General features: G+C 37.2%; 25 protein-coding genes. 13 read left to right on the plus strand and 12 right to left on the minus strand.

The annotated features are described in order from the left end of the window. The first annotated feature begins 145 nt into the window (after positions 1 to 145). From rpmH to QMN76_RS00905, 9 genes are read left to right on the plus strand one after another with little or no spacing between them, the layout of a single operon-like run. The gene (gene rpmH, locus QMN76_RS00865) at positions 146 to 280 is read left to right on the plus strand and encodes a 50S ribosomal protein L34 (RefSeq protein WP_034337496.1); all 135 of its coding nucleotides are present in this window, start codon (positions 146 to 148) and stop codon (positions 278 to 280) included. Positions 281 to 310: 30 nt separating this feature from the next. Further along, complete coding sequence (rnpA, locus tag QMN76_RS00870) at positions 311 to 679, plus strand: ribonuclease P protein component (RefSeq protein ID WP_235176756.1); 369 nt, start codon at positions 311 to 313, stop codon at positions 677 to 679. Then, complete coding sequence (gene yidD / locus QMN76_RS00875) at positions 680 to 898, plus strand: membrane protein insertion efficiency factor YidD (protein ID WP_034337494.1); 219 nt, start codon at positions 680 to 682, stop codon at positions 896 to 898. A 43-nt stretch (positions 899 to 941) separates the two neighbouring features. Continuing rightward, positions 942 to 2,711 (plus strand): membrane protein insertase YidC, encoded by a 1,770-nt coding sequence (yidC, locus tag QMN76_RS00880; RefSeq protein ID WP_282023165.1) that lies wholly within the window; start codon positions 942 to 944, stop codon positions 2,709 to 2,711. Between the two features lie 3 nt (positions 2,712 to 2,714). Beyond that, positions 2,715 to 3,380, plus strand: a complete 666-nt coding sequence (gene yihA / locus QMN76_RS00885; RefSeq protein WP_034337488.1) for a ribosome biogenesis GTP-binding protein YihA/YsxC — start codon at positions 2,715 to 2,717, stop codon at positions 3,378 to 3,380. Positions 3,381 to 3,411: 31 nt separating this feature from the next. Beyond that, the gene (argB, locus tag QMN76_RS00890) at positions 3,412 to 4,341 is read left to right on the plus strand and encodes an acetylglutamate kinase (protein ID WP_034337485.1); all 930 of its coding nucleotides are present in this window, start codon (positions 3,412 to 3,414) and stop codon (positions 4,339 to 4,341) included. A gap of 39 nt (positions 4,342 to 4,380) precedes the next feature. Beyond that, entirely contained in the window at positions 4,381 to 5,229 is an 849-nt protein-coding gene (dapD, locus tag QMN76_RS00895; protein ID WP_034337483.1) for a 2,3,4,5-tetrahydropyridine-2,6-dicarboxylate N-succinyltransferase, read from the plus strand. A gap of 30 nt (positions 5,230 to 5,259) precedes the next feature. Next, positions 5,260 to 6,396 (plus strand): succinyl-diaminopimelate desuccinylase, encoded by a 1,137-nt coding sequence (gene dapE / locus QMN76_RS00900; RefSeq protein ID WP_282023164.1) that lies wholly within the window; start codon positions 5,260 to 5,262, stop codon positions 6,394 to 6,396. A 30-nt stretch (positions 6,397 to 6,426) separates the two neighbouring features. Then, positions 6,427 to 7,053, plus strand: a complete 627-nt coding sequence (locus tag QMN76_RS00905) for a hypothetical protein (RefSeq protein ID WP_051461866.1) — start codon at positions 6,427 to 6,429, stop codon at positions 7,051 to 7,053. Here QMN76_RS00905 and truA read toward each other — a convergent pair. The 3 genes from truA to def are packed head-to-tail and all read right to left on the minus strand — an operon-like array spanning position 7,037 to position 9,319. After that, complete coding sequence (gene truA, locus QMN76_RS00910; RefSeq protein ID WP_282023163.1) at positions 7,037 to 7,819, minus strand: tRNA pseudouridine(38-40) synthase TruA; 783 nt, start codon at positions 7,817 to 7,819, stop codon at positions 7,037 to 7,039. The two genes, QMN76_RS00905 and truA, sit on opposite strands and share 17 nt — an antisense overlap. Before the next feature lie 6 nt (positions 7,820 to 7,825). Then, complete coding sequence (gene fmt / locus QMN76_RS00915) at positions 7,826 to 8,761, minus strand: methionyl-tRNA formyltransferase (protein ID WP_282023161.1); 936 nt, start codon at positions 8,759 to 8,761, stop codon at positions 7,826 to 7,828. A 21-nt stretch (positions 8,762 to 8,782) separates the two neighbouring features. Continuing rightward, positions 8,783 to 9,319, minus strand: a complete 537-nt coding sequence (gene def, locus QMN76_RS00920; protein WP_034337473.1) for a peptide deformylase — start codon at positions 9,317 to 9,319, stop codon at positions 8,783 to 8,785. Between the two features lie 211 nt (positions 9,320 to 9,530). On the opposite strand from def, the gene QMN76_RS00925 reads away from it, so the two are divergent. Together QMN76_RS00925 and QMN76_RS00930 are read left to right on the plus strand one after the other, a co-directional pair. After that, positions 9,531 to 10,058 carry an Hsp20 family protein gene (locus tag QMN76_RS00925; protein ID WP_051461865.1) on the plus strand — a complete coding sequence of 176 codons (528 nt, stop codon included), beginning with the start codon at positions 9,531 to 9,533 and terminating at the stop codon, positions 10,056 to 10,058. Positions 10,059 to 10,115: 57 nt separating this feature from the next. Further along, complete coding sequence (locus tag QMN76_RS00930; RefSeq protein WP_051461864.1) at positions 10,116 to 10,382, plus strand: DUF1150 family protein; 267 nt, start codon at positions 10,116 to 10,118, stop codon at positions 10,380 to 10,382. Between the two features lie 56 nt (positions 10,383 to 10,438). Here QMN76_RS00930 and hpf read toward each other — a convergent pair whose 3' ends face one another. The 8 genes from hpf to QMN76_RS00970 form a co-directional block, all read right to left on the minus strand. After that, positions 10,439 to 11,035, minus strand: a complete 597-nt coding sequence (hpf, locus tag QMN76_RS00935; protein ID WP_282023160.1) for a ribosome hibernation-promoting factor, HPF/YfiA family — start codon at positions 11,033 to 11,035, stop codon at positions 10,439 to 10,441. 191 nt (positions 11,036 to 11,226) lie between these two features. Beyond that, a complete protein-coding gene (locus QMN76_RS00940; RefSeq protein ID WP_282065607.1) occupies positions 11,227 to 12,075 on the minus strand; it encodes a DUF817 domain-containing protein in 849 nt (282 codons plus the stop codon). A 217-nt stretch (positions 12,076 to 12,292) separates the two neighbouring features. After that, on the minus strand, positions 12,293 to 13,069 hold the full coding sequence (lptB, locus tag QMN76_RS00945; protein ID WP_051461863.1) for an LPS export ABC transporter ATP-binding protein: 777 nt from the start codon (positions 13,067 to 13,069) through the stop codon (positions 12,293 to 12,295). Between the two features lie 35 nt (positions 13,070 to 13,104). Next, positions 13,105 to 14,049 carry an LptA/OstA family protein gene (locus tag QMN76_RS00950; RefSeq protein ID WP_034337463.1) on the minus strand — a complete coding sequence of 315 codons (945 nt, stop codon included), beginning with the start codon at positions 14,047 to 14,049 and terminating at the stop codon, positions 13,105 to 13,107. Positions 14,050 to 14,054: 5 nt separating this feature from the next. Beyond that, positions 14,055 to 14,813: an LPS export ABC transporter periplasmic protein LptC gene (lptC, locus tag QMN76_RS00955; RefSeq protein ID WP_034337460.1), complete on the minus strand. Its 759-nt coding sequence runs from the start codon at positions 14,811 to 14,813 to the stop codon at positions 14,055 to 14,057. After that, positions 14,810 to 15,802, minus strand: coding sequence for a KpsF/GutQ family sugar-phosphate isomerase (locus tag QMN76_RS00960; RefSeq protein WP_282023159.1), 993 nt, complete (start codon positions 15,800 to 15,802; stop codon positions 14,810 to 14,812). The genes lptC and QMN76_RS00960 overlap by 4 nt, the downstream gene beginning before the upstream one ends. Positions 15,803 to 15,881: 79 nt before the next feature. Then, positions 15,882 to 16,547 (minus strand): ribonuclease D, encoded by a 666-nt coding sequence (locus QMN76_RS00965; protein ID WP_282023158.1) that lies wholly within the window; start codon positions 16,545 to 16,547, stop codon positions 15,882 to 15,884. A 71-nt stretch (positions 16,548 to 16,618) separates the two neighbouring features. Continuing rightward, positions 16,619 to 17,047 carry an EVE domain-containing protein gene (locus QMN76_RS00970; RefSeq protein ID WP_282023580.1) on the minus strand — a complete coding sequence of 143 codons (429 nt, stop codon included), beginning with the start codon at positions 17,045 to 17,047 and terminating at the stop codon, positions 16,619 to 16,621. Positions 17,048 to 17,523: 476 nt separating this feature from the next. Here QMN76_RS00970 and QMN76_RS00975 point away from each other — a divergent pair, with 476 nt between their 5' ends. Together QMN76_RS00975 and QMN76_RS00980 are read left to right on the plus strand one after the other, a co-directional pair. Next, entirely contained in the window at positions 17,524 to 19,836 is a 2,313-nt protein-coding gene (locus QMN76_RS00975; protein WP_034337450.1) for a TonB-dependent receptor, read from the plus strand. Positions 19,837 to 19,868: 32 nt separating this feature from the next. After that, positions 19,869 to 20,552 carry a Fe2+-dependent dioxygenase gene (locus QMN76_RS00980; protein WP_034337448.1) on the plus strand — a complete coding sequence of 228 codons (684 nt, stop codon included), beginning with the start codon at positions 19,869 to 19,871 and terminating at the stop codon, positions 20,550 to 20,552. A 49-nt stretch (positions 20,553 to 20,601) separates the two neighbouring features. On the opposite strand, the gene blaOXA is transcribed toward QMN76_RS00980, so the two are convergent. After that, a complete protein-coding gene (gene blaOXA / locus QMN76_RS00985; protein WP_282023156.1) occupies positions 20,602 to 21,426 on the minus strand; it encodes a class D beta-lactamase in 825 nt (274 codons plus the stop codon). Positions 21,427 to 21,451 lie beyond the last annotated feature (25 nt).

Here is a 21,451-nt window from a genome sequence, read left to right on the forward strand (position 1 = left end):
AAAAAGCAATTCTGCCTATGGACTTAGATTGACGATTTTCTATATTCAGATTATAACCACCTCTTTAGGACTATAATTATTTGTTAAGTCTGAATGCAATTTATAATATTTATTTGTTTTCAGAAGGCTTTAAAGGAGAGATTTCGTGAAGCGTACATATCAACCTTCAAAAATTGTTCGTAAACATCGTCATGGTTTCCGTGCACGTATGGCTACTGTTGGTGGACGTAAAGTAATTACCAACCGTAGAGCAAAAGGACGTAAACGTCTTTCAGCTTAATGGCGTTTGGCGTTAAAGCGAGTATGGTTTGTGACTGATATAGGTAACAAGCTCCAGCCTGTCTTGCGTTTAAAAAAGCGGGTACAATTTTTAAATGTAGCTGCAAACGGTCAGAAAGTCCCTACATCTAGTGTTGTCTTGCAATTATTACATAGAAATGATTGCGAAGCAGGTAGAGTAGGGTTTACCGTTACTAAAAAAGTTGGAAATTCCGTTGTTCGTAACCGAGTAAAAAGAAGGTTGCGAGGGGTTATGCAAGAATTAGCGCAAAAAAATTCTTTTCAAGGCATTGATATGGTGATGATAGGGCGTAAAAACACCTTTGAAAAACCATACCAAGCAATTGTAAAAGATTTTCGTTGGGCTTTGTATAAAGCTGGGGTTATATTGAATAAATAAATGAAACGAATTTTTATTGGTTTGATTTATCTTTATCAGCTGACTTTACGGCCATTACTTGGGCATCATTGCCGTTTTAACCCATCTTGTAGTCATTATGCCCAAAAAGCTATTCAAACACATGGTGTTTTTAAAGGAATCATGATGGGTGGATGGCGTATTTTACGGTGTAATCCTTGGAATTTGGGTGGGGATGATCCTGTTCCCCCTAAAAAATAAGGCGATATTTTTTTAAATTCAATGAATGATTGGCTGGCTTTGAATGGATAACAAGCGCTTTTTTCTGGCGACTTTGCTTTCTGTTTTTCTTCTTTTTGCATTTGAGTATTTTACCCCAAAAAAAGAAGAAACACACAACACAACACAACAGGTGAAACAAGAGCAAACGCCGCTTTCAACGCAAAAAGTTGAATCATCATCAAATCAAGAAGTTGCAGAAACAGGGCCAGATATCAGGGTTCCTATTAATGCAAATCAGGTAAAGGGTTCTCTTAATTTAAGGGGTGCTTTATTAGATGATTTGGTTTTAAAAAACTATCGTGAAACGATTAAAAAAGATTCACCACTTGTTCGTGTACTTTCTGGCCCTAAATCCAAAGATGCAAATTATGTGCAAACAGGTTGGGTCAATGCCGATCATGATACAACAAAACTTCCTGATATCAATTCGGTTTGGAAAACTGACCAAAAAGAATTAACCCCTGAACAACCTGTCACCATGACATGGGATAACGGGCAAGGGGTAAAGTTTGAAAAAACGATTTCAATTGATAAAAATTATATGTTCAAGTTTGAACAAAAAGTCGTTAATTCATCAGATAAACCTGTTTCTGTTTTCTTTTTTGGCCGTGTAAGTCGTGGCTTTACACCAAAAGAGTTAAACGGTTACTTAGTACATGATGGCCCGATTGGGATTGTTGATCAGCGTCTTGAGCAATATTCTTATGAAACGATTCGTAAAGATTCAAAAGCACCTTCTGATATTTCTTGGAGCAAGAATACAACTGGTGGTTGGGCTGGTATAACTGATAAATATTGGTTAACGGCTATCGTTCCTCAACAAGATAAAAATGTTAGTGTTGTTTATGGTTTTACACCAGATGCTGATCAGTCTGAGAATATCAACACTGGTGGTGTTGAAAAAGGAACATATCAAGTTGGTTTTACCTCACGTCAACCAATGGTTGCTGCACCAGGTGAAACTGTTTCAACTTTTGGACATGTATTTTCTGGGGCTAAGGTTGTTGAACTTTTAAACCAATATGAAAAACAATATCATATTCCTGATTTTTGGAAGGCGGTTGATTTCGGTTGGTTCGCGTTTTTAACGTATCCTATTTTTATTGTTTTGGATTGGTTGAATAATTTTTGGGGTAATTTTGGGTTAGCTTTGTTAACCTTTACCTTGATTGTTAAAGCTGTGTTTTATCCTTTGGCTTCAAAGCAATTTCATTCAATGGGTAAAATGAAGGCTTTACAGCCTAAAATGAAAGAAATTCGCGAAACTTATAAAGATGATCAACAGTTGATGAATCAACAAATGATGCGTCTTTATAAAGAGCAAGGCGTTAATCCTGCCAGTGGTTGTTTACCAATCTTACTTCAAATTCCAATTTTTTGGTGTTTGTATAAAGATTTGTATGTAACAATTGAAATGCGTCATGCACCTTTCTTTGGTTGGATTCATGATCTGTCTGCTCCTGATCCGACGAATATTTTAAATTTATTTGGATTAATACCATTTGATCCATCGACGATTTCACCATTTTTGCATGTTGGTATCTGGCCTTTGATTTTTGGTTTTACAATGTTCTTGCAACAAAAGTTAAACCCTGCGGTATTGGATCCAGTTCAAAAGAAAATGTTCCAGTTTATGCCATTTATTTTTACGGTTGTTTTGGCTACACAACCAGCAGGTTTGGTGATTTACTATAGTTGGAATAATACATTAACCGCATTACAACAGTTGGTGATTCAAAAGCGTATGGAAGCTAAAGCTAAAAAAGCATCTTTAAAAAAGGCAAAAGGATAAATTGTGGCCGAGTTATTACCACCATCTGCTGATGATTTAGAGCATCAAGCAAAGTTAGAGGCTGGGCGACTTCTCTTCGCCCAAGAATCCAAATTCTTTTTTGGTGCTCAACGATTAAACCAATTAGAGCCAGCAACTTTACCCGAGGTTGCTTTCGCTGGCCGTTCAAATGTTGGAAAATCAACTTTAATTAATGCGATTACTGGACGTAAGATGCTGGCCAGAGCATCTTCTGAACCTGGGCGTACAAAACAGTTAAACTTCTTTAATATTGGTAATCAGCTCGTTTTTGTTGATATGCCAGGTTATGGTTACGCCAAAGCCTCAAAAGATGTTAAAAGTGACTGGCAAAAAATGATGTTTGCTTTTTTAAGAGGCAGACCGACTTTGTTACGGGTAATGTTGTTGCTAGATGCACGGATAGAGTTGAAACAAAGCGATCATAATATTATGGATTTATTAGATCGTGCTGCGGTTACTTTTCAAGTTGTTTTAACAAAAGCAGATCAGTTATCTGCAGCGCAATTAGATAAGAAACAAGGCGAAATCTTAGACGTCATTAAAGAACATACTGCGGCATATCCTTTTATTCGTGTGACCAGCAGTCAAAAAAATATTGGTATTGAGGATTTGCGTGCGGATTTAGCACGTTTAATTACTAAGAACTAAGTTCTATTAGAACGATCAGGATTGTAAAGTTATGACCAACCGAAAATCATTAGATTCTGTAAAAAAGGCTGCAAAAGAGGCTCACGAACAGGCCAGCGTTTTAGCAAGAGCTTTGCCTTATTTGCGACGATATACAGGGGATACTATTGTTGTAAAATATGGTGGTCATGCAATGGTTGATAATGGCCTGTCCAACGCATTTGGAAATGATATTGCTTTGTTAAAACAAGTAGGCATCAATCCAATTATCGTTCATGGAGGTGGTCCACAAATTAATGCTATGTTGGAACGCATGGACGTTGAAACAACATTTGTTGATGGGCTACGAGTGACAAATGCTGCAATTATTGATGTTATTGAAATGGTTTTGGCTGGCACAGTGAACAAACAAGTTGCAACTTTGATCAATCAAGCAGGGGCTTTGGCAGTTGGTATATCAGGAAAAGACGGTGGCTTAATTGAAGCACACAAGCTGGTTAAGCATGTTTGGGATGATTCATTAAAAAGAGAACGGGCTATTGATCTTGGATTAGTAGGGGAGCCTGTGCGTATTGATCCTAGAGTTTTATATGCGTTATCTGGTTCTGGCCTTATCCCTGTGGTGGCACCTATTGGGATGGATAAACAAGGACAGACCTATAACATTAACGCTGACATTGCTGCCGGTGCTATTGCAGGTGCCGTGCGTGCATCTAGATTATTTATGCTGACGGATGTGCCTGGTGTTTTGGATAAAGATGGGAATTTAATCTCTGAGTTAACTGAGGAAGAAGCTAAAGAGGCGATTGCTACAGGTGTGATCACAGGGGGTATGATTCCAAAGATTGAAACATGTTTAGAAGCTGTGAAAACAGGTGCTCAGGCCGCCGTGATTATGGATGGGCGTGTTCCGCATGCCTGTTTATTAGAATTATTTACTGAGGGCGGGTCAGGCACTTTAATTCGTGCTAATCGTTCATAAAATTATTTAAGTATTGATTTAAGAAAGAGGGAAATACAAATGACTGATCATTCGATGTTACAAGCAGAAATTGAAAAATTATGGGAAGATCGTACTAATATTTCCCCATCAACCTCTGGTTCAGCACGTGATGCTGTGGAAAAAGCATTATCAATGTTGGATGCAGGGGAACTACGCGTAGCAACTCCTGGTGTTAGTGGTTGGACGATTAATGAGTGGCTTAAAAAGGCTGTACTATTGTCTTTTCGTTTATATGATAATTATGGCATGAAAAGTGAGGCAGGCGTTCCTGCTTATGATAAAGTTGCATTAAAATTTGCAAATTGGAGTGATGCGGATTTTGCGACAGCAGGTTTCCGTGCAGTTCCTGGTTCTATTGTACGCCGTTCAGCATTTATTGCACCAAATGTTATTTTAATGCCCAGTTTTGTCAATGTAGGTGCGTATGTTGACAGCGGTACTATGGTTGATACTTGGGTAACTATTGGCAGCTGTGCGCAAATTGGTAAAAACTGTCATATCAGTGGTGGTGTTGGTATTGGAGGGGTTTTAGAACCTTTACAAGCAGCCCCAGTCATTATTGAAGATGATTGTTTTATTGGCGCACGCTGTGAAGTTGCAGAAGGTGTGGTTGTAGAAAAAGGTAGTGTCTTGTCCATGGGTGTATTCTTGGGTGCATCTACCAAGATTATTGATCGTAATACAGGCGAAGTATTTATGGGACGTGTACCTGCATATTCTGTGGTTGTACCTGGCACATTGCCTCCTAAACAAGCCACCAGTGAACAAGGTAATCCATTGCCAGGATTGGCTTGTGCTGTGATTATTAAACGTGTTGATGAACGCACACGCTCTAAAACATCTATTAATGATTTATTAAGAAGCTAATTTACAAAATATAGAAGGGGTGACTATTCAATGAGCGATCCAGTTTCTCTGTTACAAGAGTTAATTCGTTGTCCATCGGTTACCCCACATGATGCTGGTGCCCAAGATATTTTAAAGGCACGATTACAAAAAATAGGATTTGAAATCTTTGACCTTCCATTTGGCGAAGGCGAACATCGGATTTTGAATTTCTTTGCAAGGTTAGGCTCAGGCCATCCTCATTTTTGTTTTGCAGGTCATACAGACGTTGTGCCAGCTGGAAAGAATAATTGGGATAGTGATCCTTTCTCAGCAGAGCTTAAAGACGGTGTGATTTATGGCCGTGGGGCTTGTGATATGAAAGGTGGTATTGCTGCTTTTATATCGGCTGTTGAAAATTTCCTTGAGGGTCATTCTGAATTTTCAGGATCTTTGAGCTTTCTTATCACTGGGGATGAAGAAGGTCCTGGCATTAACGGCACGGTAAAAGTCTTGGAATGGATGCAAAAGCATAATCATATTCCGGATTTTTGCTTGGTTGGAGAGCCTACTTCTGCACAGGTTCTTGGAGATATTATTAAAATTGGCCGAAGAGGCAGTTTGAACGCGGTGATTGAGGTCGAGGGCACTCAAGGGCATGTGGCTTATCCTCATTTGGCTGATAATCCTATTCATAAATTAATGACGATTTTGACCTCATTAACACAACCTGTGTTGGATAATGGGAACGAATGGTTTCAACCTTCATCTGTACAAGTAACCTCTATTGATGTTGGAAATGTGGTTACGAATTTAATTCCAGGTACTGCAACAGCTCGTATAAATATTCGCTTTAATAATTTACATAGTGGCACAGCCTTGAAAGGTTGGATTGCCACACAATGTCACCGTGTTGCAGAGTATTGTAAGATTGATGTTGCCATTTCTGGTGAGGCATTTTTAACTGAGCCTGGTGAAGAAGTCAGGGCTCTTTGTGAAGCGATTCATCAAGTTAATCAGGTAAAACCACGTCTTGATACAGGTGGAGGTACTTCTGATGCACGTTTTATTTCTCAATATTGTGCTGTTGCAGAATTTGGTCTGGTCGGACAAACGATGCACAAAGTAAATGAGGAGGTTTCCATTCTGGATTTAAATCAGTTAACAACGATTTATCAAAATGTGATAGAAGCGTTATTTAAAGAATAATCTGAGCTATAAACTATAAAGAGGGTAAAAGTGAAAAGTACTATTCGTGGAATGTTTATGTTAGGAAGAGGAAAGCGTGAGGGTATTCACGAATTTTCTAACAGCTCAGATTCTGTATTAAGTGCGTTAGCCCCATGGATCGCGTTGGCAGTTGTTGGAAATCTTTTACCACTTTTGATGATGAAATTCAAAGACACACATGCGGTTTATATCAGTGTATCTATTTTCCTAGTTAAAATTTGTTCGTTATTGATAACTGTTGCGATTATTCATGCTTTTGCTGTTTTGTGGAAACACGAAGATTATTGGAAACAAACGACTGTTGCCGTATTATGGTGTTTTTGGGTGCCAATTCTCGATTGTATTTTGTTTTTCATGATCGTTGGCTTATTATTTTCAGGTTCTCCTAATATTTTGATGGCTTTACTTGGATTGGCCAGCATTTTATATTTGGCATATAGTCTTTGGTTAAATTGGTTTGTTATTAAGGTTGGCTTACAAACCACTGCGGCCAGATCTGCTGTGATTGTTGTAACATTAATCACGGCAAGTATGGTTATTTATGGTATATTTATGATGCATAACTATCCATACATGATGCAAATGGCACATGATTTACAACAACAAATGCAACATCAAGCTAAATCTGCTCAATAAATGGATCTGTTGGATAAATAACCTCGGTTAAAAATAATCCTGTCGCAGGGGCGTTGATTCCTGCGGCCTTGCGATCTTTGGCTTGTAAAATAGTGAATGCTTGCTCTTCTGGCCAATAGCCGTCACCAATCATTTTAAGGGTGCCAACCATATTCCTTACCTGATGGTGCAAGAAAGAGCGAGCTTCAGGTTCAAAGTATATATAATCATCTTTTTTATAAATATCGAAACGATCTAGTTTACGAATAGGTGAGTTTGCTTGGCAAGCTGTGGCACGAAAAGATGTAAAATCATGTTGTCCTAATAGATATTGTGCGGCTCGAACCATTTTGTCGACATCTAGTGGTTTACGTACATGCCAGACGTAATTCGTATTCAGTGCAGGTCTGCTGAGACGATTAAGAATGACATAACGATATTTACGTTGGACAGCTGTAAACCTGGCACTCCATTGTAAATCGACTTGACCAGCTTGTAAAATTGCAATGGCATGGGGTTTCATATAATGATTTAACCCATCGCATATTTTCTTTGCAGTCAAGGGAAGGTGCGCTGGAAAATCCAAATGGGCGACTTGTCCCATTGCATGCACACCAGAATCGGTGCGTCCCGCGGTAATAGAGTTGATCTTATATTGATGATTGCAGATTTTTTCCGCAGCTTCTTCCAAAACTTGCTGAATGGAAAGGCCTTTTTTTTGACGTTGCCAACCTACCAGTCCTGTGCCGTCATATTCAATTTTGACGGCCCATCTTTGAATATCCATAATCAACTAGCCCAGTATAGCTTTAGAATTGATAGAATTACCCCTAAGGAAATCTTGTACGGACATGGCTTTTTTGCCAGCCAGTTGGACTTCTAAGAGTTCTATAGTGTGATGATCCCCACAAGTTACTAATAACGCATTAGAAGATACGAGAGTAGAACCTGGGGTGTTTGTGTTTTTTTCTGTGCTGATTGCAGCTTTGGTTATTTTCAGCAAGTTCCCATCAAGTACTGTAAAAGTTCCAGGCCAAGGCGTTAAAGCACGGATTTGTTGGTCTATTTCCTTGGCTGTTAAAGCCCAGTTAATTTTACCATCTTGTTTGTTGAGCTGACGAGCATATATTACCCCTTCTTCTGATTGTGGATGGGGGGATAAAGAGGGATTATCAGCAAGAGCGTTTAAAGTTTGAAGGATTAATTTTCCACCGAGTTGAGATAAATCATCATGCAATGATTGAGCGGTTGTTTGATGCGTAATAGGTAGAATTTCTTCCTTATAAACGTCTCCAGTATCTAATCCAACATCCATTTTCATGATGCTAACCCCAGTCTGGGTATCTCCAGCCCAGATAGAACTTTGAATAGGAGAGGCTCCACGCCAACGTGGTAAAAGGCTGGCATGAATATTCAGGCAGCCTAACCTCGGTATATTAAGCATCTCAGAAGGAAGGATAAGGCCGTATGCAGCCACAATTGCTATATCAAGATCAAAAGAAGCAAAACGCTTAAATTCTTCGGGTTGATTTTTCAGTTTTGTAGGAGAATAAACTGAAATATTTAATTGCTCGGCTGCTTGTTGTACTGCGCAAGGGCGAATTTTACGTCCTCTACCAGCAGGGCGAGCAGGTTGGCAATAAACAGCAACAATCTCGTGTCCAGCTTGATGTAATGCTTGTAAAGCAGGAACCGCAAAATCAGGTGTCCCCATAAAGGCGATGCGCATTTTGGCTTTCCTTGAATATAATTAACGGCTTTTTCTTTGGTCTTTAATAATCTTACGCATAATCATATTACGTTTTAACGAAGAAAGATGATCTATAAACAAGATACCATCAAGATGATCGGTTTCATGTTGAATACATCTGGCCAACAAATCGTCAGCTTGCATTTCTTGTTGTTTACCATCAAGATCCATATAGCGCAGCTTGATTTTCTCTGGACGAATAACTTCTGAAAACTGCTCGGGAACGGATAAGCATCCTTCTTTGGCTTCTGAACAGTCCTCTGATTCTTCGATAATCTCAGGGTTTAGGATAACATATTGTTCTTTCTCGTCACCTTCTTTGGCTAAATCCATAATAAAGAAACGTAAACCAATTCCTACCTGAGGTGCGGCCAAACCAATGCCTGGTGCATCATACATAGTATTAAACATGACAGGAACGATTTTTCTGACTTCTTCAAGGTCTTTTTCTTCAACTAGTCGTGCCTTTTTTCTTAAAAAAGGATCTGTTGCAACCAGAATAGGTAAAAGTTCTAAATTTTTTTCTTCAGTATTCATGTTTAATTTTATGCCGTTATAAAAGGTGTTTGTTACGTTTTTATATATATAATACAGTTGATATTACAATATTTTGTCATGATGATAAATCATAATTTTATAAGATATGCTTGCATAACAACCTATTTTTCCCATATTATATATTGAGGTAAGTGCCATAGTGGGCTTATCTGAATACATGTCTCGCTCATAATTAAAGGAGGAGGCTTTCATGTCAGGAAGGCTTTTTACGTCGCCTATGTTCCTGGGATTTGATCATTTGGAACAAATTTTAGAACGTGCTGCTAAATCTACGTCTGATGGATATCCGCCATATAATATAGAACAAATTAATTCTTCTAGTTTGCGTATTACATTGGCTGTTGCTGGGTTTATGATGGAAGATCTGCAAATTACTCAAGAGGATAACCAGTTGGTTATTCGTGGAAGACAGTGCGAAGATAATACTCAAGAACGCGTTTTTTTGTACAGAGGGATCGCCGCAAGACAGTTTCAACGCGCCTTCGTATTGGCTGAAGGAATAGAAGTCGAGAGTGCTTGGTTGGATAATGGCCTTTTACATATCGATATTACTCGTCCTCAACCAGAAATGAAGGTAAGGCGTATTGAAATCACACAAAATACAGTTTCTCGTAAGAAAACCAATACCAAAGTTCCTGCTTACAAAGGGCATCTGGCTGAACCCCATCATACAGAACGCTCTGGTTTAGAGAGAAACATTCAAACGATCGAAAAATAGAGATAAAGCACAAGGTTTTATATTTTTTTGATGTCATTGATGGAAAGGGTCATAAATATGAATGATCAAGATATAAATGATAAGGCTAAGTTAATCGCTGCTAAAGAAGATGAGAATGTTATCGATGTTCGTAATCTGACAGACGGGCAATTAAAAGCATTGGGTGTCAGCCAAATGGCATATGTAAAAATTGTTATGATTAATGGTGAACAAGTTTTTGCTATTCATGCGGCTGATGGAACCCCAATGGCAGTTGCAGATAACGTAAAGACAGCGTTTGCAGCTATTGTTCAGCATGAAATGGTGCCTTCTTTTGTAAATTAAACACAAGGCAAATATTGTTAAAGCAAAAGGGAGGATATCAAATCCTCCCTTTTGCTTTAGTTGCTTATACCAGAATCAAGCCAGACGACTTGGCCATCTGTATGGCGATAAACAACATTGATACGGTCGTTTTCAGAATTTTTAAACATTAGAACTGGACGTTCTGAAAGGTCAAGATGCATAATCGCTTCATATACAGTAAGGCTGTCAATCTCGGTAGCTCTTTCTGCAATGATACGTTCTTTGATTGCTTGTTCCAGTTGCTCTTGTTGTGTGTTTTCTTGCTCTTCTATTTCTTGGTCAGGGCGAATAACATATTGACGACCTTCAACAAATTTATTGAAGGCAGCTTTTGTACCTCGACGTCCTAGTAAACGGCTTTTATAACGGCGTAAGCGTTTTGTAATATGCTCTATTGCATTGTCAAATGCAATTTGTAGTTCTGTAGCTGAACCCTCACTGCGAATAGAAAGACCACGAGATGCATGAGTATGAATTTGGCAGGTGTAAGAAGATGGTAATTTATTAAAAGTAACAGAAATATCATTAATATTATCAAAATATTTTTGTGTAGTTTTTTCTAACGTCTCTTCAACTTTTTGGCGAAACCAATCGGGTATTTCTATTTTTTTTCCATAAATTGATATCTTCATTAATACTCTCCATCTTTTTTTATAAATAGCGATGTATCTAATAGAATTAAGATAAATATCTTATATTTAGGTTACTCATGTCTTGATCATTGTGCAACACTGATTTTTGTGTATGACGAAGATATTATCGATACTATATTATTTAATAGAATTCACAGAGATAAGAGAATAAACTATTGAGCTTCAAAAGATTATCTTGGAATATAAACGGTCTTTTTTATATGTTTTAAAAACACAGTAATGGTAAATGTCATAATGACTAGCAATGCCCATGAACTCCATTTTCCTGTATGTACCATTGACCAAGAGGTAATTTGATTTGGGTATTTCCATATGCCAAAGAAGGTACTAATATTTTCCGCTAGCCAAATAAAAAAACCAATCAAAATAAATGCGAGTAAAAGTGGCATTTTCCTTTCACGGTCATAAGGGGTAAAGACAACGGTTGTACGAGCATAAAGCCCCAATACACCAGCAGCAATATACCATCTATAGTCACCAAAATAGTGATGGGTAAAAAAATTTATATAAATTAACAAAGAAGTAATAACTGCAAAAATATAAGGGGGATGATGATATATTTTCAGATCAAATAAGCGCCATGCTTGGATGATATAACTGCCAATAGCTGCATACATAAAGCCTGAGAATAAGGGAACATTCAGCACTTTGGTATAAGCAAAATCAGGATAACTCCATGATTGGATATTGGCAGATGTTTTGAAAACTTCTAACACAAAGCCTACAATATGAAACAGCATCACGGCCTTTAATTCATCTAATGTTTCTAGTTTGCTATAGACCATCCATAATTGAATTATAATGGCAATAATGAATAAGACATCATAACGTGGAATAATCCAAATACCACTTTTGGGGACGATAAAAATAGAGAGAAAAAATAACCCCACAAACAGGCAAGAACGTGCTTCTTTAGCGCCAAAAAATAAAAATTCAACACAAAACCGCTTCCATCCATAAAGATGTGGGATAAGAGGAGGGTGCAGGAGTTTTTCGTCCAAAGACTGCAATGAGTGCATTTTTTCTCTAATCAAGGCATTTTTGACTTTATTAGGCTTGTTGAATAATATGATTTAATACAAAAAGATATTTTAAAATTATGATTCTATAAAAGAGAATTCCAGAGAAAGAATTCAAGAACAAGCAAAAGAGCATAGTTAAAATTAATTGAAATTATTCGCAACTTGTAAATCAAGTTATCCCCTTACTCAGTAAAAGTTAAGGGGATAACTTGATTTACATAGAGAATTTTTCACCAAGATAAACGCGACGAACATCTTCATTAGCAACAACTTCGGACGGAGCGCCTTCCATCAGTAATTGACCACTATTCATAATATAAGCGCGATCAATAATTTCCAATGTTTCACGAACATTATGATCTGTAATTAATACCCCAATTCCACGATCCTTCAGATGGGAAACAAGGTCACGAATTTCCCCAACTGCAATTGGGTCAATTCCAGCCAAAGGTTCATCTAGCAAAATATAATTTGGGTCACTGGCTAATGCTCTTGCGATTTCCAAACGACGACGTTCACCACCAGATAAAGATAAAGATGGAGAGCGACGTAAATGACTGATCCCGAACTCAGCCAGCAAGCCATCTAGAATTTCTTGACGTTTTTGAAAGTCAGGTTCAACAACCTCTAGTACAGCCATAATATTTTGCTCAACATTAAGTCCACGGAAAATACTGGCTTCTTGAGGAAGATAACCGATACCTAGACGTGCTCTGCGATACATTGGAAGTTTTGTAATATCTGCACCATCCAATTTGATTGAGCCTGTATCAGGTTGGACAAGGCCTACAATCATATAGAAACTCGTTGTTTTTCCTGCACCATTAGGTCCTAATAATCCAACAGCCTCTCCACGATGAACACGCAAAGAAACATTTTGAACAACAGAACGCTTTTTATAGGTTTTGCCAATATTGGTGGCGACTAATCCTTCTCCAGGAACATAATGAGGATTATTCTTATGGGTTGGTGTACCAGTATCAGTATTCATAATAGGATAGTACCTTGTATAAAAAGCAGTAGTGATTATTTAGGTTGATTATTAGATTCGTTTGGAACAACTAGACCCTGAACACGTCGTCCAGGTGCTTCTGTCATATGGGCGATACCTGTTTTCATGTTAATAATGGCGGCATGACCATTTAATTGATTAGATCCTCTGGTGATATGTACATTACCCACAACCCGAGCAATACTAGAATCAGGGACGTAAACACCCCGATCTCCTCTGACGGTTTCTGTTTGTGTTCTGACAACAACATTACCAAAAGCATTCACTTTTTCTAACTTACTAGATCTGCTCATATCATCAGCGTCATTGTTATTAGACGGTTTGTTTTTTGCGTTGGGATCTTTTTGATCTGTGGGTTTACTATATCCAACTAACACATCTGCTGTGATACGGCGACCATCTTTTAGATTGGTAACAGTTGCATCTCCACGCCCCACAGACATACGGGTTTGGGAATGATATTCCATGGCATCTTTGGCTGTCATTAAGTTTTGTGGTGTCGTCAGCTTCATATTCTTACCTGTTAAGACAAGCGTAGCCTGATCAATATCATAAACGGCTTTATCTCCCCAAGCTTGGTCGGTATTGGTGTAAATATGTACATGCCCATAAGCATTTAAACGATAAATCTCGTTGGAACCAGAATCTTTTTGGGTGATGTCACCAGTTTTCTCTTGAGCTTTTTCTTCTGGTTTAGGTTGATCTGAACCAGCTTTTTTACGATATAACGCAACTAACCGATCAGCGGTAACAGTAACATTTCCTCTGACAGCTTTTGCTTGAGTATAGGCGGTTACAGATTTATTATTTTGATCCCAGTCAAACCCACCAAGAGCGGTAACCGTGATTTGTCCTCCATGAGACAAATCAATGTTTTGAGCTGATACAGGGGAAACGTGGAATAATCCAATACCTATTAAAGATGCAAAAGATAAAAATAAAGCTTGTTTAGTATTCATGGAGATTATTCCGACGTTTTAGAAGGTTGCGAAGGAGGAGAAGAATTTTTATCATCATTTAAAATTAAACGACCAGGACCTTTGAATTGAGCAACATTAGTATGCATATCCAAGAAATAAGCTTGTGCATCAAGTTGACCAAAAGGACCTTCGGCATGGATCCAGTCATTAGCGGTAACGATTGAATCTTTTAAAGCAATATCAGCAATATCACTATACATAAACAATCCATCGTCTCTATATAAAACAACATTTTCGTAAAGGTTGAGGTTTTGAAGATGCTGCATATAAATGCCTTTATTAGCTGTAACCATTATCCAACTATTATTTTGTAATAGAATATCAGCTTTTGGATCAGCCAGACGGATCATATCGCTGTTGTTGGATTTTTGAATAACTTTACTCGAAGTAATTGTGTAAGGTCGTTCTGAAGAATCAAGGCCGTGAAACGTTGCCCCGATCATTGTCCCACTTTCTACTTTGATTCTAGATAATTGCTTAACGACTTCTTTATTCGTATTAATCATACGGTCAATCTCTGGCCAAATAGCAATTGAGCCTAATAAAAACAACGCAAGGATCGGTAAAACCCATTTTGTCCATTTAATTACTTTTTTACGACGCAGAATATCTTTTTCATGGGGTACCTGACGCCTCGTAATATTAGAGCTTGCACGTTGCTTTAAATATTTTTGCTTGGCTTGAAAGTCAGTTCTTTCAATCTGCGAAGTCGTTTTTGGCTGATCTTGTTTATTGTCAGTCATGCTATTCCTGCACGTAAAAGATCGTGAATATGTAAGACACCAGTGGGTTTATGGTTTTGGTCTATCACAAATAAACATGTTATGGGATGTTTTTTACTATTCATTAACCGCAAAGCTTCTGCGGCAAGAATATCTTCATGAACAGTCATGGGGCTTTTATTCATTACGTCCTGAGCTGTTAAGTTGCGAATATCTTTGTCAAGCGTCCTGCGAAGATCACCATCTGTAATTAAACCGATTAATATTCCTTGTTCAGAAATAATACCAATACATCCAAGGGCTTTTTTGGTCATTTCCATAATTGCTTCTAAGATTGGCATGTTAGGTGTACCCAGTGGAATTTCTTGATGTGTATGCATAAGGTCGCGTACAGCTTTTAACTTGCTGCCCAAACGTCCTCCTGGATGATATATACCAAAATCGGATGCAGTGAAATGGCGTTTTTTTAATAATGTAATTGCAAGGGCGTCACCAAGGGCTAATTGCATTATAGTGCTGGTTGTAGGTGCTAATCCAAAAGGACATGCTTCTTTAGATTTTGGTAGTGTCATTGCAATATTCGCAGCTTTAGCCAAGGTAGATTGCTCGTTGGTAGTCATAGCAATTAAAAAAATATCAAATCGTTTTGTGTGAGAAATAATATTGGTCAGCTCTGCACTTTCACCTGAGGCTGAAATCGCTATAACGACGTCGCTAGGTTGTATCATGCCCAAATCGCCATGAGCAGCTTCGGCAGGATGAACGAAAAAAGAAGCTGTTCCAGTAGAAGCAAGGGTTGCTTGAATTTTTTTTGCAATATGACCAGATTTACCAATTCCTGTTAAGATAACGCGCCCTTTGAGTGTAAATAATGTTTGAACGGTTTGATCAAAAGCTTCTGATAGGACATGATTATTTTGCAAGGCATCAATAAGCTCTTGAATCCCTTGCTTTTCGATAAGCAAAGCATCACAAGCATTTTGAATATCACAAACAGACATAGGTTCCATTTATTATACACTTAAAAATTGATAAATTATAAAGTATTCATACTATAAAACAGTTATCATCAGGGATCAAATAGATCTTTTACGAACTACGATGTTGAAAAATATCAGGTTCTTCATATCCTAAAATATCAAGATCTGCACGTGCAGAGAGAAAAGAAAAACAGGATTGAGCCAGTTCTAAGCGGTTTTCACGAATTAAAAGTTGTTTTAATGCATCCCATAGTTGATGTAAATATAAGACATCAGATGCAGCATAGACCAGTTGTTCTGGGGTTAAGATGGGTGCACCCCAATCAGAGCTTTGTTGTTGCTTGCATAACTCAACTTTTAAAATATCTCTACATAAAGCAGCTAAACCGTGTTTATCTGTAAATGTTCTTGTTAGTTTGGCAGCAATTTTAGTACAAACTACTGATGAAAGTTTGATATCCAAAGCATATTGTAAAATACCCACATCAAATCTGGCAAAATGCATTATTTTTGTTACAGAAGGGGAGGTTAAAAGTTTTTTAAGATTAGGACACGCAGTAAAGCCTTTTCCCCCTAAATATTCAGGAATAAATTGCACTAAATGAACTTGACCATCACCACTGGAAATTTGTACCAGACACAAACGATCTCGATAATGATTTAATCCCATTGCTTCTGTATCAATAGCTATTATTGACCCAAGGTCTAAATGATCAGGTAAATCATGTTGATAAAGATGAATGTAATCAAGGGCAGTGTTATCATTTGTTGGCATAAATAAAATCCAGTAAAGGCTTTAAGTAAAAAGTGATTTATAATAAGACATAAAATAAAATAAGAATATTATTATTTTTTTATATCAGCTTGAGTAATTCCTCCCAAGTTACATAGTAATTTCCAATGTTCAGGTGTAATAGGCATAACGGACAGGCGTGATTGTTTAATAAGGCTGACTTCTTGTAATTCAGGGATTGCTTTGATTTGTTTTAAAGTCACAGGTGTTGGAACGGAACAGACTGTTTGTACATCCACGCACGACCATTTTTGATCTGGATCGGTGGGGTCAGGATATGCCTCTTTGACAATACGGACAATACCAACAATCTCTTTACCAACATTAGAATGATAAAAAAATGCCAAATCTCCATTTTTCATAGATTGTAAGTTCTTTTTAGCTTGATGATTTCGAATACCTGTCCAAGGCTCAATATTATTTTGTATTTGTTCTTGCCATGAAAATGCATCAGGTTCTGATTTGATTAACCAGTAATTCATCATGTTTGTCCTTATTCTTCATTATATAGTGGTTACTTAATTATATATTATGACTTTTTTTTGTATAATAAAGTTTGATGAAAATTTCAGTTAAAAACAAATTTATTTTGATAAGTGATTTTAAATCATAAGTATGAAGAAATAGTCGATTGTGTATTACGAAAAATGAATAACTAAAGAATGTTTAAAATTATTTTGTAATTTTGCTTGTATTCTTGCTTTCTAATTTTTCATTAATTTTTATTATAGATGTAAGGATTTCTTATGTCACAGTATTACGTTTAAGAGTTATTTCTAACTTATTGTTATATATAAAATAAAATCTTATAAATTTCTTTGTAATAATGAATTGTGATAAATAAACAACATTTTTTATAAGATACATTAAGGTTATTGCTTTTTTATTTTCTTATTGATAATTATTCTCATTAACATCTTTAATAAGAATCATTCTTAATATTATAAAGCGATATGCAATGCAGAAAAACGGTATCAAAAGAATAGTTAAACCAGTATCACTGGCGACGGTGATGGTTACTTTGATTGGCAGCCCAGTATTAGCGAAAGATATTTCTACTGATAAAAAAGAAGTAGAAGCAAGAGACGGAGATACAGAAAGTTCCAAAGCAAATGAGCATATTCTTGTGCGTGGAAAAAAAACGTCGAATATTTTAACGCATGATACAGGCGTGGATTTAATGCCTCAGGATGTGATGCATACACCACAAAATATCAATGTCGTGCCTCAAAAAATCCTTCAAGAGCAAAATATAAAATCTTTAGATGAAGCATTAAAAAATGTTCCAGGGGTCACGTCATCTGTGGGTGAAGGACGTGGTGGTATGTCTGGAAATCAGTTCTTGATTCGGGGATTCCAAGCTCAAAATGATATCTATGAAGACGGATTAAGAGATTTTGGGGTTTATAGCCGTGATAGTTTTAATTATGACAGTGTTGTTGTGATTAAAGGACCATCCTCTTCTGTTTTCGGAAACGGAACGACGGGTGGAGCTATTAATGTTATTACCAAGAAACCAATGTTAACAGATCGCTATGATGTTAATTTCACGGGAGGTAACGGGGATTATTATCGAGGAACAATCGATTTAAATAAAGAAATTAATGATCATATAGCTGTTCGCCTGACAGCTGTGGGGAACAGTAACAATGTTGTTGGCCGTGATTATATCTATTCAAAACGTTGGGGACTAGCACCTTCTGCTCTCTTTAAGTTTAATGACAAAATAAACTATGTTGTACAGTTTATGCATCAACAAGATGATCGTATGCCTGACTATGGAATTCCTACATTAATTAAACCAGGGAACAGTATTGCCAAACCGATGACAAAATATGGGGTCAGAAGAAGTAATTGGTATGGTAGAAAAGAAATAGATCGTGATCAGACACAAGATAATCAATTAACAGGCAGATTAACTTATGATGTTAATCCTGACATCGTTATTCATAATGATACCAGATATGGAAATTATTCTCGTTATTTTGCGGTGACACGACCAAGATGTAATGGCAGACCTACTTGCAGTGGATTATTTTTCTCTAATAATCCAGGCGCAGCTATGATGAATACGGATGGGCCATCGCCTTATAATCAAGATACTTGGTCATTTCAGAATGTGCTATCAACAGTTGCTAATTTTGAAACTTGGAAATTTAAACATCAGTTAACCGCTGGTGTCGACGTTGTCTATGCGAGTGAACGCAGAGAATACGGTGAATTTTCCGAGACATTCCCAGATAATAATGTGTTAAATCCAAGCCCTTATCTTCCAACGAACATTGTTGTGTTACCTGGGAATCCTCATAACACATCAATCAGTGGTGCGACAGGGGCAGGTGATCCAGCTTCCAGAAAAGGAAATACTCGGGATGTTGGTGTATTTATTTATGATCAAATCTGGTTTACCGAACAATGGTCTATCAAAGGTGGTGTAAGATACGATAATTGGAGAGCAAAATATAATACTGAAGGTGGAAGTTCGTTTACCGCAAATAATATGAAAACGAATAATAATGTTGTTAATCCCACCGCAAGTTTAATGTTCAATCCAGATGATAACCAAATGTATTATTTTACATGGGCTTTGTCGACCACACCTCTTGGAATGTATTTAACTAACTCTTATGCGCCGATGCAAGATGGCGAAGGGGGCATGAAACCAGAAAGAAGTCGTTTATACGAATTAGGTGGAAAATGGAGTTTGATGGATAAACGTCTCGGTTTAACGGCGTCGTTATTTCGACTTGAAAAAAACAATCAATTAGTTAGTGATCCTTTGGATGGTTCAGTAGTCAGCTCAGGCGATCAAGTTTATAACGAGGGGATTGAGCTGGGAATTTCAGGAAATATTACGAAACATTGGGACGTTTATGGTGGGTTTGCTGCATATCACAGTAAGGTAACAGACTCTCAAACAAAAGGAATGAAAGGATCTCGTGTTCAATATGTACCAACACAACAAGGGTCACTTTGGACAACGTATGAAATTCTACCGAATACCCCCTATAATTTACAAGTTGGAGGGGGAATTACTTGGAGGGGCGATGTATGGCTCAGTTATGTGAATACACGTCAGGCACCAAGGGGGAAGGCGCCTGCAAATATGAGTATTGATGCAATGCTTTCTCATAAATTTGATGAACATTGGAAGGTTGCGTTTAATATGTATAATGTGACCAATCGTTTAAACTATGATTCTTTATTTAGTAATCGTGTTACACCTTCTGCTGGTAGAGCATTTTTGTTTAGTTTAAATATGACACAATAATTATCAATTTTTCTAGAGGAGAAGATTAAGTCATGATTATTCATATTCCAGAGGTTTTGACCTCAGAAGAATTATCTTATGTGCGTTCTGTCTTTGCAAAAGCTCAGTTTGTTGATGGAAAAGTCACTGCGGGTGAGCAATCGATGCAGGTAAAGAAAAATGTACAAATTGACCAATCTTCTCCTGAAAGTAAAGAATTAGGAGAAATTGTTTTAAAAGCTTTAGGGCGTAATCCTATTTTTAATTCTGCGGTTATGCCTTATCGTGTGGTGCCCCCTTTATTTAACCGATATGATACGGGGATGGAGTTCCCCGATCATGTTGATAATGCACTTCGCCCTATTCCTGGGACAAATATGCGTATTCGTACAGATGTATCATCGACTTTGTTTTTAAATGATCCAGAAGAATATGAGGGTGGAGAGTTAATAATTCACGATCACAGTGGGTCTCAGGCAATTAAACTGCCTGCGGGGGATATGATTGTTTATCCAACATATAATTTGCACTCGGTAAGTAAAATTACAAAAGGCAGTCGTTGGGCGTCTTTCTTTTGGACTCAATCGATGATTAAAGAAGCCGATAAAAGGAAAGTTCTTTTTGATTTAGATATGACAATCATTAAGTTACGTACCAGAATGGATGACAATGACCCACAGATTTTAGAGTTAACCAATGTGTATCATAATTTGATGCGTATATGGTGCGAGCTGTAGGTTATATTCAATCAATCCTACATGAATATTTGTAGGGTTGATTTTATGACTATAAAATCTCAAGAATTTTAAGGGATTTATTAATCAAATCACGACGTAAAGATGGAGGGAACTCTGGCTTCATTTCAAGGTTCAAAGAAAAAGCAATTTTCTCTCCATTAGTTTTTTCAACCCATCCTGTTAACCAACCCACTTGTGGTGTTTTATTTATACCCAAACCACTTTTTGCATATATTTCATTACCATTGATCACGTCAATAAAAAGCATGTTACGAACTTCATCTTGGACTTGTTTCTTAAATGGTAATTGTTGATGTGCAAGTTTATAGACAAATTGTGCTTCTTGAACGGGTGTTACTTTTAAAGGTCCTGATAACCAAAATTTATCAACCTGATGACCTATATTTTCATTCCCAAAGTGGACACGCTTAACTTCTTTTTGCATCAGGGATAAACCCGTACGGCGAGCCAACTCTTGATAAACAGGAACAGCTGATAATCGCATAGCTTCTCCAAGGGTCATATCTTTGTCCCAAGAAGACAAAAAGTGTTTCTTGCCATCCCATTTAAAAATAGTTTTAGGAGTTGCTTTGTTATTTTCCAAGCCTATTAACGCATTTAATATTTTAAAAGTAGAGGCGGGGTTATAATAGGTTTGCGCACGTGTTAAAGAATTTCCATAAGCTGTAATTTTATTATTGCTATCAATAATAATAACGCCTTGAGTATGTAATTGATCAAAAAGTTGTTTTATTTTAAGTTGTTGACGTTGTGTTATTTGAATTACTTTATTTTCGGCATGAGCAGGAATAGAAACCAATCCAGCACAAGAGATCAAGAGAAGCAGTATAAAAAACTGCCAGTTTTTTTTCATTTGATATTCTCTGAGGTCATCATTC

Origin of the sequence: Commensalibacter papalotli (ex Botero et al. 2024) (genome assembly GCF_947179115.1) — a bacterium.
Classification (GTDB): domain Bacteria; phylum Pseudomonadota; class Alphaproteobacteria; order Acetobacterales; family Acetobacteraceae; genus Commensalibacter; species Commensalibacter papalotli.

What these genes read in the sequence shown, in the direction of transcription:
- yidD (WP_034337494.1), top strand. Translation starts at nt 680, where the DNA reads ATGAAACGAATTTTTATTGGTTTGATTTATCTTTATCAGCTGACTTTA.
- yidC (WP_282023165.1), top strand. Translation starts at nt 942, where the DNA reads ATGGATAACAAGCGCTTTTTTCTGGCGACTTTGCTTTCTGTTTTTCTT.
- argB (WP_034337485.1), top strand. Translation starts at nt 3,412, where the DNA reads ATGACCAACCGAAAATCATTAGATTCTGTAAAAAAGGCTGCAAAAGAG.
- dapD (WP_034337483.1), top strand. Translation starts at nt 4,381, where the DNA reads ATGACTGATCATTCGATGTTACAAGCAGAAATTGAAAAATTATGGGAA.
- dapE (WP_282023164.1), top strand. Translation starts at nt 5,260, where the DNA reads ATGAGCGATCCAGTTTCTCTGTTACAAGAGTTAATTCGTTGTCCATCG.
- truA (WP_282023163.1), bottom strand. Translation starts at nt 7,819, where the DNA reads ATGGATATTCAAAGATGGGCCGTCAAAATTGAATATGACGGCACAGGA.
- fmt (WP_282023161.1), bottom strand. Translation starts at nt 8,761, where the DNA reads ATGCGCATCGCCTTTATGGGGACACCTGATTTTGCGGTTCCTGCTTTA.
- def (WP_034337473.1), bottom strand. Translation starts at nt 9,319, where the DNA reads ATGAATACTGAAGAAAAAAATTTAGAACTTTTACCTATTCTGGTTGCA.
- QMN76_RS00925 (WP_051461865.1), top strand. Translation starts at nt 9,531, where the DNA reads ATGTCAGGAAGGCTTTTTACGTCGCCTATGTTCCTGGGATTTGATCAT.
- QMN76_RS00930 (WP_051461864.1), top strand. Translation starts at nt 10,116, where the DNA reads ATGAATGATCAAGATATAAATGATAAGGCTAAGTTAATCGCTGCTAAA.
- hpf (WP_282023160.1), bottom strand. Translation starts at nt 11,035, where the DNA reads ATGAAGATATCAATTTATGGAAAAAAAATAGAAATACCCGATTGGTTT.
- QMN76_RS00940 (WP_282065607.1), bottom strand. Translation starts at nt 12,075, where the DNA reads ATGCACTCATTGCAGTCTTTGGACGAAAAACTCCTGCACCCTCCTCTT.
- lptB (WP_051461863.1), bottom strand. Translation starts at nt 13,069, where the DNA reads ATGAATACTGATACTGGTACACCAACCCATAAGAATAATCCTCATTAT.
- QMN76_RS00950 (WP_034337463.1), bottom strand. Translation starts at nt 14,049, where the DNA reads ATGAATACTAAACAAGCTTTATTTTTATCTTTTGCATCTTTAATAGGT.
- lptC (WP_034337460.1), bottom strand. Translation starts at nt 14,813, where the DNA reads ATGACTGACAATAAACAAGATCAGCCAAAAACGACTTCGCAGATTGAA.
- QMN76_RS00960 (WP_282023159.1), bottom strand. Translation starts at nt 15,802, where the DNA reads ATGGAACCTATGTCTGTTTGTGATATTCAAAATGCTTGTGATGCTTTG.
- QMN76_RS00965 (WP_282023158.1), bottom strand. Translation starts at nt 16,547, where the DNA reads ATGCCAACAAATGATAACACTGCCCTTGATTACATTCATCTTTATCAA.
- QMN76_RS00970 (WP_282023580.1), bottom strand. Translation starts at nt 17,047, where the DNA reads ATGAATTACTGGTTAATCAAATCAGAACCTGATGCATTTTCATGGCAA.
- QMN76_RS00975 (WP_034337450.1), top strand. Translation starts at nt 17,524, where the DNA reads ATGCAGAAAAACGGTATCAAAAGAATAGTTAAACCAGTATCACTGGCG.
- QMN76_RS00980 (WP_034337448.1), top strand. Translation starts at nt 19,869, where the DNA reads ATGATTATTCATATTCCAGAGGTTTTGACCTCAGAAGAATTATCTTAT.
- blaOXA (WP_282023156.1), bottom strand. Translation starts at nt 21,426, where the DNA reads ATGAAAAAAAACTGGCAGTTTTTTATACTGCTTCTCTTGATCTCTTGT.